This window comes from Mesorhizobium sp. Cs1321R2N1, from assembly GCF_037179725.1.
Classification (GTDB): domain Bacteria; phylum Pseudomonadota; class Alphaproteobacteria; order Rhizobiales; family Rhizobiaceae; genus Mesorhizobium; species Mesorhizobium salmacidum.
Map to the genome: position 1 here is coordinate 1 of NZ_JAPYKP010000040.1, position 12,729 is coordinate 12,729.

The window sequence follows — 12,729 nt, forward strand, 5'->3', positions numbered from 1 at the left end:
GCGCGCGTCCAGCCGTGCTTGGCCATCCGCAATACGGCCTGGCGAAGCTGATAGGCAAGATCGGCGTGCTGCGCAGCGATGTCGAGGAGATCGGTGCGGCCGAGCCGAAGCTTGGGCTCCGCGCGGCCCTTGTCGGCGAGGCGCTGCGGCCGGCCGAGACCACCGAATTGTGGGCCGAGACGCGAAACGGGTTTTCGGCGTCCGGTATTGCCGGCGCCTTCGCCGACGTGACGCTGCTCGAAGCAGCAAGCGAGCGCGATGAGGCCGTCGCGATCGCCGTCGCGCTCAAGCGCGCGGTCGAAGACCCCGACCAGAGAGCGGCACTCGTCACCGGTGACCGCGCGCTGGCACGCCGCGTCAGCGTCGAGCTCAAGCGCTTCGGTGTCGTTGCAGACGATTCCGGCGGCACGCCGCTTTCCAACACCCCGGCAGCCAGCCTCCTCAGGCTGGCGCTCGAAGCGGTGTTCCGGCCGGGCGATCCGGTCGGCCTGTTGTCGCTGCTCAAGCATCCCTTGCTTGGCCTTGGCTTGGAACGCGCTGATGTGCGCCACGCGGCGGAACTGGTCGAGCTGGTGGCGCTGCGCGGCGGTACCGGCCGCCCCGACATCGCTTCGCTGCCGGACCTTTTCGAGGCCCGCCTCACCGGGCTCGGCGGTGACAGCCGACCGCCCTTCTGGTTTGCCCGCCTGACCGTGCGCTCCATCGAAGGCGCGCGGAATTTGCTTGGGCGTCTCAAGCAAGCGCTGGCGTCGCTTTCGGCCTTTCGCGGCCAGGCGGAAGCCGACCTTGCCGCGCTGGTCGAAGCCAGCGTCGTTGCCCTGGAGAATCTCGGCCGTTCCGCTGATGGCGGCCTTGGCGAACTTTACGCCGGCGACGCCGGCGAAAAGCTCGCCGAACTGCTGCGCGGGCTGGTCGCGGCTGCGGCATCGCTGTCGTTCGCGGCGAGCGAATGGCCCGATGTGATGGAGGCGCTGATCGGCCCCGAGACCGTCAAGCCGGCGCAAGGCACCGACAGGAACATCGCCATCTGGGGCGCCTTGGAAGCCCGGCTGCAGGATGTCGATACGCTGGTCATCGGTGGGCTCAACGAAGGGGTCTGGCCGCGCAAGCCAGAGAGCGACCGCTTCATGTCGCGGCTGATGAAGACCGGCATCGATCTCGAGCCGCCGGAGCGGCGTATCGGTCTTGCCGCGCATGATTTCCAGATGGCCATGGGTGCCAAGAAGGTGGTGCTGGCGCGCTCGGCGCGTGCCGGCGACGCGCCCGCCGTGCCGTCGCGCTGGTTGCAGCGGCTGCTCACCTTCATCGGCAACGACCAGGCGGCGGCACTGCGCCGGCGCGGCGATGAGCTGCTTGCCTGGGCGCGCGCGCTCGACACCGGACCAAAGCGGGATTTCGCGCCGCGGCCACAGCCGAAGCCGCCGCTATCGGTGCGGCCCGCGCATTTCTCCGTCACCGAGATCGAGACGCTGCGGCGCGACCCCTACGCCGTCTATGCCCGAAGGGTCCTCGGCCTGATGCCGCTCGATCCGCTCATCCGCGATCCGGGTGCGGCCGAGCGCGGCACGCTGTTTCACGCCATCCTGCATCTCTTCTCGTCCGAGGTGGCGGACCCGCGCGCGCCGGACGCGCTGGCCGGGCTCATCGCCGCCGGCCGCGCCTGTTTCGCCGAGGCAGCGCTTCCAGCCGATGTCGAGGCGGTGTGGTGGCCGCGTTTCGAAAAGCTCGCCGCCAACATCATCGAATGGGAGCGCACGCGCGCCGACGCGGTGGTCCAGCGGCATGCCGAGGAGCGCGCCGGCAAGACCGTCGTCGGACAGTCCGGCGTGACGCTGTCCGGCTATGCCGACCGTGTCGATCTGCTAGCCGGCGGCATGGCGGACATTCTGGACTACAAGACCGGCTCTTCGCCTTCCAAAGCGCAGGCGCATACGCTGCTGGCGCCTCAGCTGGCGCTGGAAGGCGCGCTGCTCAGGCGTGGCGCGTTCAAGGACCTGGGCGCGCGCGAGCCGTCGCAACTGGCCTTCATCAGGCTGAAGCCGAATGGCGAGGTGTTCGAGGAATCCATACTCGAACACAACCGCCAACAACGCACCGCGGCCGATCTCGCCGAGGAAGCCTGGGCGCGGCTGGAGAAACTGCTGATCCACTATGCCGACCCGGCGACCGGCTATCTGTCGCGCGCGCTGCCGTTTCGCGAAGGCGAAACCGATGGCGACTACGACCATCTCGCCCGCGTGCTCGAATGGTCGGCCGGCGGAGACGCCGGGGATGAGGGAGGGGAGGCATGAAGAAAGCCTATCCGATCCCGACCGATACCGCTTCGAGCCAGGCCCGCGCCGCCGATCCCGGCAATTCCGCCTGGGTGTCGGCCAATGCGGGATCGGGCAAGACCCATGTGCTTGCCCAGCGTGTCATCCGGCTGCTGCTCAACGGCACCGACCCGTCGAAGATATTGTGCCTGACCTATACGCGCGCCGCGGCCGCCAACATGTCGAACCGGGTTTTTTCGACGCTGTCGGAGTGGACGACGCTCAGTGACGCCGAGCTGGCGTCCAAAGTGGAGGCGTTGGAGGGACGCCGGCCCGATCGCGACACCATGCGCAGAGCCCGCCGCCTGTTCGCCGAGGCCCTGGAGACGCCTGGCGGGCTGAAGATCCAGACGATCCACGCTTTCTGCGAATCCGTGCTGCATCAGTTCCCGCTGGAAGCCAACATTCCCGCCCATTTCGAAATGCTCGACAGCCAGATGGAAGCCTCGCTTTTTGCCGCCGCGCGCCGCGAGATGATTTCTGCCGCCGGCGACAGGACTTTGGCCGAGGCCTTCGCCACTGTGCTGGAGCGTGGGGGCGAAGCCGGTCTCGACGCGTTGCTCGGCGAAATCGTGCGCAAGCGCGACGGGTTGCGCCATTTTCTCGATGCTGTCGGGCGTGACGGCTTCCAGCCCTTGTTCGAAGAATTCCATTTTCAGCCCGGCCAGACCTCCGAAGGCATAGCGGCATCGATATGGCCGCTGCCCGGCTTCCTGCCGGACTATTTTGCCGGCTTTGCCCAGGCCGCCGAAGCCACCGACGCCAGATCGGCGCTGAACAACATCCTGCCTTATGCGCGCCTAGCCTTCGCCGAGAGCGACCCCGTTCGCCGGCTGCAGTTGCTGGCAAGAGCCTTCCTCAAAACCGATGGCGATCCCTACGACCCGGCAAACGCCTTCAAGAAGGCGTTGACCGACCGGCTGCCAGATCTCGCCGAGCGCTATCTCTCGGCGGCCAGCGCCATCATGGAAACCGTCGACCGGCTGGCGCTGTTCCGGATGCTGGAAGGCACATGCGCGGCGCTCACCATCGCCGACTGGCTGATCGCGCGCTACGAAGTGTTGAAACGCAGCCGCGGCTTTCTCGACTTCAACGACCTGATCACCCGCACGGTGAACCTCTTGGCGCGGCCCGATGCCGGCCCTTGGGTTCAGTACAAGCTCGACCAGGGCATCGACCACATCCTGCTCGACGAGGCGCAGGACACCAGCCCGGATCAATGGGAGGTGGTGAAGCGGCTGGCGGAAGAATTCTTCGCCGGCTTTGGCGCTCGCGACCGGGTCCACCGCACGGTCTTTGCCGTCGGCGACGAGAAGCAGTCGATCTACTCCTTCCAGGGCGCGGCACCGGATTCTTTCGCCGACAGCCGATTGTTGTTCGCCGGGCGGGTGCGCGACGCCGAGGCGTCCTTCGCCGACCTCAAGCTGACGTGGTCGTTCCGCTCCACGGACGATGTGCTGGCCGCCGTCGACCGCATCTTTGCCGATCCAATCGTGCGGCGCGGCATCAGCCACGACCCCGATCCGCTGAACCACAAGGCGATCCGCACCGATGCGCCGGGCTATGTCGAGGTCTGGCCATCGATCGGCGCCGAGGCCGTCGACGAGCCCGACGACTGGGCGCAAGCCATCGACCATGCCCATGCACCGGCGGTGCGCGTCGCCGAGAATGTCGCGGCCACCATTGCCGGCTGGATCGGCAAGGGCGAAATCATCGAGGGCCGTGGCAAGCGGCTGCGGCCGGGCGACGTGCTGGTGCTGGTGCGCAAGCGCGACAGCTTTGTGCACGCGCTGACGCGCGCGCTCAAGCGGCGCGACATTCCGGTTGCCGGCGCCGACCGGCTGAGCCTGCCCGGACATATCGCGGTCAAGGACCTGATCGCGCTCGGCCATCTGCTGATCCAGCCGCAGGACGACCTGTCGTTGGCCGCCGTCCTGCGCAGCCCGATCTTCGACCTGCCGGAGGAGACGCTTTTCACGCTCGCCGCACAGAGGCCGCCCGGCGTGTCGCTGACGGCATCGCTGCGCCAGCATGCCTGCGAAAGCGAAGCGCTAGCGGCGATCGTTGCGCAACTCGACGCCTGGGCTGACGAGGCCGCCTTGAAGCCGGAGTTCGAGTTCTATGCCGCCCTGCTGGCGCGCGATGGCGTGCGCCGCAAGATGATCGCGCGGCTCGGGCCGGAAGCCGGCGATATTCTCGACGAATTCCTGAGCTTCTGCCTTGCCGAGGAGCGGACCGGCCTGCCCGGGCTGGAAGCCTTCCTGTCGACGCTGGAAAACGCCGGCCCCGAGATCAAACGCGAGATGGACCAGACCCGTGACGAGGTCAGGGTGATGACCGTGCACGCGGCCAAGGGCCTGGAGGCGCCGGTTGTGTTCCTGGTCGACGGCGGTTCCGCCCCGTTCAGCGACCAGCATTTGCCGCGCCTGATGCCTTTCGACGGCTCGGGCCGGCATTGGGACGGCAAGGGCTACCTCTGGCGTTCGGCGAGCGACGTCGCCAACGGCTTTTCGAAAACGGCCGCCGCTCGCGCCCGTGAACTCGCCGACGACGAGTACCGCCGGCTGCTCTATGTCGGCATGACGCGCGCCGAGGACCGGTTGATCGTCTGCGGCTATCACGGCAAGCGGGCGCCGAACAGCGGCACCTGGCATTCGATCGTCAGCCGAGCACTGAGCGGCGCGCCCGAAAGCGAACAGCGTCCGCATCCAGCCGGCGGCGAGCCTGTCTACCGTTTTCACGTCACCAAACTGCCGCCGGTTACGCCAAGCCCGGGCGAGCAGGCGCGGCAGGTAGATGCGTTCGGTCCGTTGCCGGCGACTTTGTTCCGGCCCTTGCCGCCTTTCGAGGACCTGCCGCGTCCATTGTCGCCGTCGGGCGCCTCGGCGCTGATCGAGGAAGGCAAGGAAGCGGTGGTCGACAAGGCCTCGCCGGTGCTGGACGCCGATGCCGAGCCGGGTTTTGCCGTGCTGCGCGGGCTCGCCCTGCACAAACTGCTGCAGATGTTGCCCGGCATTGCCGAGAGCGACCGCCAAAGTGCGGCAGAGCGTTACCTCTCGCGAACAGGTGCGGCGTGGCCGCAAGCCGAGCGCCAAAAGGCTCTGGCCTCGGTCGTGGCCATCCTTACCGAGCCCCGCCTCGGTCAACTGTTCGCGCCGTCGTCACGTGCCGAGGTCGCGATCATGGGCAGCCTTGAGGTCAAGGGCAAAATCCGCTCCATCTCCGGGAAGATCGACCGGTTGGCGGTGACAGCGGATACGGTTTCGATCGTCGACTACAAGACCAACAGGCCCGCACCCGCTTCCCTGGCCGAAGTCCCGCCGGCCTACCTGCTCCAACTCGCGCTGTATCGCGCCCTGCTGCAGCCGCTTTATCCCGGGCGGGAGATCAAGGCGGCCCTGCTGTTCACCGAAGCGCCAAGGCTGATCGAACTGCCGGCTCGGGCCATGGACGACGCCCTTGCCCGACTCACGGGAGCGTGACACAAGAACTGCTTGAAGAAGGGCGCGACAACCACCACATTTGGTGCGGCGAAAGATTTCGAAAGGATTTCCGCATGACCACCGTCAAGGTCGACAAGAACAATTTCCAGGCCGATGTGCTCAATGCCCAGGTACCGGTCGTGGTTGATTTCTGGGCGGAGTGGTGCGGCCCCTGCAAGATGATCGCACCAGCGCTTGAGGACATCGCCGCTGAACTCGGCGCCAAGGTCAAGATCGCCAAGCTGAACATCGACGAGAATCCCGAGCTTGCCGCTCAGTTTGGCGTGCGCTCGATCCCCACGCTGATGATCTTCAAGGGCGGCGAAGTGGCCGACATCAAGGTTGGCGCCGCGCCCAAGACCGCGCTGTCGCACTGGGTCAATGGCAATCTCGCCTGATCCATTCCGAATTTCGGATATCAAGCCCGGCCATTGCGCCGGGCTTTTTGTTGGCGCCATCGGTGCGCCGCTCTGGCACTCACGTCGGGGCTCTCCATGTCTTCTGTTGGCAGCAGAAGCATGGAGAGAGAAATGACCGGATCCGCCAAGGCCACAGTCTTCATCGACAATGAGCGTGTCATCGTCACCGAATACCGCTTCCGGCCGGGCGACAATACCGGCTGGCATCGCCACCGCCACGACTATGTCGTGGTCCCGCTGATGGACGGCAAGCTGAAGCTGGTGACCAAGGACGGCGAAACCTTCGCCGAAATGAAGAAAGGTTCCCCCTACTTCCGCAAGGAGGGCGTCGAACACGACGTCATCAGCGCCAACGAGGGCGAGTACGCTTTTATCGAGATCGAGCTGAAGTAGTTGTTAGGATGGCATGCCATCAACTGCCATCTTGATGGCATGTCATAATCGGTATATATTTCCCTTTTCGAACGGGAGTTTGAAATGGCCGAACCACAGCTCTCAGTCCGCAGTGCAAAAGCGCGCGACCTGGCCCATAGACTTGCTCGCCGCGAAAATCGTTCGATAGCCGATGTGGTCGAGCGTGCGCTTGAGTCCTACGAGATTCGTGAAGCGGGTCGCGAACCGCCATCCACCTTCTATGCTCGACTTGCGTCAACCAGTGGCACCGATATCGATCTGGAGAAGATTATCCGCGAAGGCCGCCGGGTCCATCCAGGGCCTGAGCTTTGATTTTTGTCGATACCAATGTGATTTCGGAGACCCTGAGGAAGGCGCCGGATACGGCCGTCCTGGCGTGGCTTGTCCGGAATGATGCTGAACTGGCCCTTCCCACAGTGGCGATTGCCGAAATTGCCTTCGGCATTCAAAAAATAAGACCTGATGAGCGTGCCGATCGGCTGGAGCTGGGCCTTTCCCAATGGCGCCATCGATTTGCCGACCGGATTTTTGGACTGACGGAAGAGGCTGCCTTGGCTTATGGCGAGATCATGGGGGCAGCGGCGCGCCAAGGCCGCGGCATGTCGGCTCCCGACGGAATGATTGCCGCGATCGCGCGCGTAAACGGAGGCCGGCTGGCAACACGCAATCTCAACGACTTTGGCGCCACCGGCCTTGACCTGATCTCACCGTGGGATTTCTGAAGCGGGTGAAATCCGGGTAGGACGAATTTCCCCGCCGCCGAGAGCCACGTAAGATGTAATTGTCGCGCCTCAAGTTGGCGGCGTGCCGTTCTCGGCGAGAACCGCGCCGGCCAAGTAAAGCGACCCCCCGATCAGGATGCGCGGCGTCGGGCCGTCCCAGGTATCGCGCAGCAGCATCAGGGCGCTGGCGACGGAGTTTACCGGTTCGGCCGTCAGCCCGGCTTCCGTGGCGCGGATGGCCAGCTCGTCGTTTGGCACGCCGGCGTCGCTCTGGCTCACTGGCACCGTGTAGACATGCTTGACCAGGCCCTTGAAGGCGCGGAAATAGCCGCTCTGGTCCTTGGTGTTGATCATGCCCGAGATGAGGAACAGTGGGCGCGGGTTCTTTTCCTCCTGCTCGGCCAGCGCTTCGGCGACGACCACGCCGGCACCCGGATTGTGGCCGCCGTCGAGCCAGATGTCGGCGCCCTTCGGCCCAAGTTCCGCCAGCCGGCCCTGCACCAGCTTCTGCATGCGGCCTGGCCAGGCGACGTTGGTCATCGCCTTCTCGGCGGCGCGGTGGCTGATCTCGAATCCGGCGGCCTTGACCGCGGCGATCGCCGCTGCCGCATTCGCGAATTGGTGGCGACCGGGCAGACGCGGTGATGGCAGGTCCATCAAGCCATCATCGTCCTGGTAGACCATGCGGCCGTTTTCCTCGAAAGCGAGAAAATCCTGGCCATAGACCAGGGTCGGACATTCCAGCCGCTCCGCGGTGTCGATCAGCGTCTGCAGCGCGGTCTCGCTTTCCTGCGCGCCGATGACCACCGGGCAGCCGCGTTTCATGATGCCTGCCTTTTCGGCGGCGATCAGCTCGACACGGTCGCCGAGATAGGCCTCATGGTCCATCGACACCGGCATGATCACCGACACGGCCGGCCGCGCGATGACATTGGTGGCATCGAAGCGGCCGCCAAGACCGACCTCGATGATGGCGGCATCGGCCGGATGTTCCGAAAACAGGACGAAGGTGACGGCGGTGAGTATCTCGAAGACGGTGATCTTCTGGCCTGCATTGGCCTTGGCGACGCGGGCAATGGCCTCTGCGAAGATGTCATCTTCGACCAGCCTGCCGCCGCCCTCGGCCGCAAGCCTGTAGCGCTCGTGCCAGCTGACCAGATGCGGCGAGGTGTGGACATGGACGAGCCGGCCGGAAGCTTCCAGCAGCGCCCGCGAGAAGGCGGCGCAGGAACCCTTGCCGTTGGTGCCGGCGATGTGGATGACCGGCGGCAGCAGGTCCTGCGGGTTGCCCAGCCGCTCCAGAAGCCGCGTGATGCGGTCGAGCGAAAGGTCAAAGCCTTTCGGGTGAAGCGCCATCAGGGCTTCGATTTCGCGGTCAGCGGCAAGCGTCGTCATGGCACAATCCCGGCGCATGGCCCGAGAGCCAGAATCGCTCCCGCAATGACCACGGCTATCAAAAGGCTACAGCGCGCCACGGATGCTGCGCAATCGCTGTCCGCGGCGGCCAATGTCGCGTCAGGCCAGTCTCACGTCAGGCCGGTGTCGCGGCCGGCCATTGTAGCGTCAAGCTTGCGGCCGGGCTTCGGCGGCAAGCACGGCCGGCGGCATGATTTCCGGTTCCAGTGGCTTTTGCTCCTCGGGCATCTTGAGCAGCATTTTCAAAAGCCGCGCGATCGTCTGGCGCATTTCCAGCCTGGACACCACCATGTCTACCATGCCGTGCTCCATCAGATATTCGGAGCGTTGAAAGCCGTCCGGCAATTTCTCGCGGATGGTCTGCTCGATGACGCGCGGACCGGCAAAACCGATCAACGCTCCCGGCTCGGCGATGTGCACATCGCCCAGCATGGCGTAGGAGGCGGTGACGCCGCCGGTGGTCGGGTTGGTCAGCACGACAATGTAGGGAAGGCCGGCTTCCTTCAGCCGGTCGACACCGACCGTGGTGCGCGGCAGCTGCATCAGCGACAGGATACCTTCCTGCATGCGGGCGCCACCGGAAGCGGCGAATAGGATCAGCGGTCGCTTGCGCTGCAAGGCGACCTCGAAGCCATGCACGATGGCGTCACCCGCCGCCATGCCGAGCGAGCCGCCCATGAAAGCGAAATCCTGCACCGTCACCACGACTGGGAGGCCCTCCACGGTCCCCAGCGCATTGATGATGGCGTCTTCCAGGCCAGTCTTGGCCTTGGCGTCCTTCAGCCGGTCGACATAGCGTTTCTCGTCGCGGAACTTCAGCGGATCCTGCATGACCTTGGGATTGTCCAGGGTCTCGTACTTGCCGTCATCAAAGAAGAATTTCAGCCGCTCCTTGGCCGAGATCTTCATGTGATGGCCGGAGGACGGGATGACGAACTGGTTGGATTCCAGGTCCTTGTGGAACACCATCTCGCCGGTCTCGGGATCCTTGATCCAGAGATTCTCGGGCATGTCGGTACGCCGGCCGAGCATCGAGTTGATCTTCGGGCGAACGTAATTGGTGATCCAGTTCATCGCTTCGGCTCCTGTCCTGACGAAGAGTTGGGAAGAGAAGTAGGAAAACTATTCGGCAGCAGCAAGGCGGGCCGAGCGCACGCCTTGCGCAAGGCCGCTGACCAGCGTGGCGACCGCCTCGGCCGGATCAGCGGTCTTTTCGCCCTTCGGCCCCAGCACATTGGCAACCGCATTGACGATCGCCGTGCCGACGACCACGCCGTCGGCGTTGGCGCCGATGACGCGCGCCTGTTCGGCGGTCTTGACACCGAAACCGACGCAGACCGGCAGGTTGGTGTGACCCTTGATACGCTGGACCGCCGTGGCGACCTTGCCTGTGTCGGCAAGCGCCGAGCCGGTGATACCGGTCATCGACACGTAGTAGACGAAGCCGGACGTGTTCTGCAGCACCTTGGGCAGGCGCTTGTCGTCGGTGGTCGGCGTCGCCAGCCGAATGAAGTTGATGCCGGCCTTCAACGCCGGGATGCACAGTTCCTCATCCATCTCCGGCGGTAGGTCGACGACGATCAGCCCGTCAATGCCGCTGGCAATCGCATCCTTCAGGAAGCGGTCGACGCCGTAGATGTAGATCGGATTGTAGTAGCCCATCAGCACGATCGGCGTTTCATCGTCGCCGGCGCGGAAGTCCGACGCCATCTTCAGCGTCTTGACCAGCGTCTGGCCGCCTTTAAGCGCCCTGAGGCCGGCGGCCTGAATCGCCGGGCCGTCAGCCATCGGATCGGAAAACGGCATGCCGAGCTCGATGACGTCTGAACCGGCGCCCGGCAGCGCCTTCATGATCGACAGCGAGGTTGCATAGTCGGGGTCGCCACCCATGAAGTAGGTGACGAGCGCCGGACGGCCTTCGTTCCTGAGCTTCGCCATGCGGCGGTCGATGCGGGTTGCCATGATCAGATCTCCATGCCCAACATCGAGGCCACCGTGTGCACGTCCTTGTCGCCACGGCCGGACAGGTTGACGATGACGATCTGGTCCTTGTCCATGGCGGGTACGATCTTGACGGCATGAGCGATGGCGTGCGCCGATTCCAGCGCCGGGATGATGCCTTCGACGCGCGTCGTCAGCTTGAAGGCTTCCAGCGCCTCGTCGTCGAGAATAGGCACATACTCGACACGGCCCGAGTCGCGCAGCCAGGAATGCTCCGGACCGACGCCGGGATAATCGAGGCCGGCCGAAATCGAATGGCCGTCCAGGATCTGGCCGTCGGCGTTCTGCAGGAGATAGGTGCGGTTGCCGTGCAGCACACCGGGAGAACCGGCATTCATCGAAGCGCAATGCTCGATGCCGTCGAGGCCGCGCCCGCCCGCTTCAATGCCGATGATGCGAACATCCTTGTCATCGAGGAAGGGATGGAACATGCCGATGGCGTTGGAACCGCCCCCGACGGCGGCGATGATGGTGTCGGGCAGCCGTCCCTCCTGTTCAAGGATCTGCGCGCGGGCTTCCGTACCTATCACCGACTGGAAGTCGCGCACCAGCTCCGGATAGGGGTGCGGACCAGCGGCGGTGCCGATCAGGTAATAGGTGTCCTCGACATTGGTCACCCAGTCACGAAGGGCTTCGTTCATGGCGTCCTTCAGCGTGCCGTGGCCCGCGGTCACCGGCCGCACTTCGGCGCCCAGCAGCTTCATGCGGAAGACATTGGGGCTTTGCCGGGCAACGTCGGTTGCGCCCATATAGACGACGCAGGGAAAGCCGAAGCGGGCGGCGACGGTCGCGGAGGCCACGCCATGCTGGCCGGCGCCCGTCTCGGCGATGATGCGCTTCTTGCCCATGCGCTTGGCCAGCAGGATCTGGCCGAGGCAATTGTTGATCTTGTGCGAGCCGGTGTGGTTCAAATCCTCGCGCTTGAAATAGACTTTCGCGCCGCCAAGAAGCTTCGTCAGGCCTTCGGCGAAATAGAGCTTCGAGGGCCGCCCGGCATAGTGGGTCGACAGGTCGGTCAGTTCAGCCCTGAAATCCGGATCGTTCTTGACCTCGTTCCAGTTCTTCTCGAGGTCGAGGATCAGCGGCATCAGCGTTTCGGCGACGAAACGACCGCCGAAAATGCCGAACATGCCCTGTTCGTCGGGTCCGGTGCGGAAGGAATTGGGTGTCGCCGGCTTGTTCATCGCCGATCTCCTAGATCTGTACTTTGAGCATGTCCCTGTCGGAAACCGGTTCCCACTTTTCCGGGACATGCTCAGGGTTCGAAATTTTGTTCAGGCGGCGCGGTCGTCCCGCGCGGCCCTGACGGCCCGGAAAAACTGTTCGATCAGCGCCGGATCCTTGACGCCCGGCACACTTTCCACGCCCGACGAAATGTCTATTGCGGGCGGATTGGCAAGCCGAAGGGCATCGCCGATGTTGGCGGCGTTGAGCCCACCGGAAAGCATGTAATCGATCCCGGCGTCAAGGCCGGCGAGGATGCGCCAGTCGAAGGCGACGCCGTTGCCGCCCGGCAGCTCGGAGCCCTTCGGCGGCTTGGCATCGAACAGGAAGCGGTCGGCAACGCCGACGAACGGCCTCATCCGGTCGAGATCGGCAGCCTCGCTGAGCGGCAACGCCTTCATCACCGGCAGCCCATGGCGGGCTTTCAGTTCGGTCACCCGCTCGGGAGTTTCGGAGCCGTGCAGTTGCAGCATGTCGGGCTGCATCTTCTCCACGATTTCATCGAGGACAGTGTCGCTGGCATCGACCGTGACGGCAACCGCCAAGGCCTTGCCGCGCGCCGCTTCGCGCAGACGGCCGGCTTCGACGGGCTCGACATAGCGCGGGCTTTTTGGAAAGAAAATGAAGCCGACATGGCTGGCGCCGCCGGCCAGGGCCGCGGCCATTGCCAGGTCGGTCTTCAAGCCGCAGATTTTGATGTCGAGCGCCATGACGCGGGAATTGGCACGAAAAGCGCTAG

11 protein-coding genes are annotated in these 12,729 nt (G+C 64.8%); 6 read left to right on the forward strand and 5 right to left on the reverse strand.

The window, feature by feature from the left end; genetic code table 11:
• The 6 genes from addB to O7A61_RS13145 form a co-directional block, all read left to right on the forward strand.
• Positions 1-2,291, forward strand: a 2,291-nt coding sequence (gene addB / locus O7A61_RS13120; RefSeq protein ID WP_337130150.1) for a double-strand break repair protein AddB, incomplete at its 5' end; no start/stop codon positions are given.
• Positions 2,288-5,794 (forward strand): double-strand break repair helicase AddA, encoded by a 3,507-nt coding sequence (gene addA, locus O7A61_RS13125; protein ID WP_337130152.1) that lies wholly within the window; start codon positions 2,288-2,290, stop codon positions 5,792-5,794. The genes addB and addA, both read left to right, overlap by 4 nt.
• A 74-nt stretch (positions 5,795-5,868) precedes the next feature.
• The gene (trxA, locus tag O7A61_RS13130) at positions 5,869-6,192 is read left to right on the forward strand and encodes a thioredoxin (RefSeq protein ID WP_027143880.1); all 324 of its coding nucleotides are present in this window, start codon (positions 5,869-5,871) and stop codon (positions 6,190-6,192) included.
• Between the two features lie 132 nt (positions 6,193-6,324).
• A complete protein-coding gene (locus tag O7A61_RS13135) occupies positions 6,325-6,606 on the forward strand; it encodes a cupin domain-containing protein (protein ID WP_337130153.1) in 282 nt (93 codons plus the stop codon).
• Positions 6,607-6,690: 84 nt separating this feature from the next.
• Entirely contained in the window at positions 6,691-6,939 is a 249-nt protein-coding gene (locus O7A61_RS13140; RefSeq protein WP_337104610.1) for a type II toxin-antitoxin system VapB family antitoxin, read from the forward strand.
• A complete protein-coding gene (locus tag O7A61_RS13145; protein ID WP_337104612.1) occupies positions 6,936-7,349 on the forward strand; it encodes a type II toxin-antitoxin system VapC family toxin in 414 nt (137 codons plus the stop codon). The genes O7A61_RS13140 and O7A61_RS13145 overlap by 4 nt, the downstream gene beginning before the upstream one ends.
• 69 nt (positions 7,350-7,418) lie before the next feature.
• Here O7A61_RS13145 and O7A61_RS13150 read toward each other — a convergent pair whose 3' ends face one another.
• From O7A61_RS13150 to O7A61_RS13170, 5 genes are all read right to left on the reverse strand, one after another.
• Complete coding sequence (locus O7A61_RS13150) at positions 7,419-8,744, reverse strand: bifunctional folylpolyglutamate synthase/dihydrofolate synthase (RefSeq protein ID WP_337130154.1); 1,326 nt, start codon at positions 8,742-8,744, stop codon at positions 7,419-7,421.
• A 168-nt stretch (positions 8,745-8,912) separates the two neighbouring features.
• On the reverse strand, positions 8,913-9,839 hold the full coding sequence (gene accD / locus O7A61_RS13155; RefSeq protein WP_027143877.1) for an acetyl-CoA carboxylase, carboxyltransferase subunit beta: 927 nt from the start codon (positions 9,837-9,839) through the stop codon (positions 8,913-8,915).
• Between the two features lie 48 nt (positions 9,840-9,887).
• Positions 9,888-10,727, reverse strand: coding sequence for a tryptophan synthase subunit alpha (gene trpA, locus O7A61_RS13160; protein ID WP_027143876.1), 840 nt, complete (start codon positions 10,725-10,727; stop codon positions 9,888-9,890).
• 2 nt (positions 10,728-10,729) lie between these two features.
• Positions 10,730-11,950, reverse strand: coding sequence for a tryptophan synthase subunit beta (trpB, locus tag O7A61_RS13165; protein WP_337130156.1), 1,221 nt, complete (start codon positions 11,948-11,950; stop codon positions 10,730-10,732).
• 90 nt (positions 11,951-12,040) lie between these two features.
• A complete protein-coding gene (locus O7A61_RS13170) occupies positions 12,041-12,700 on the reverse strand; it encodes a phosphoribosylanthranilate isomerase (RefSeq protein ID WP_337130157.1) in 660 nt (219 codons plus the stop codon).
• Positions 12,701-12,729 lie beyond the last annotated feature (29 nt).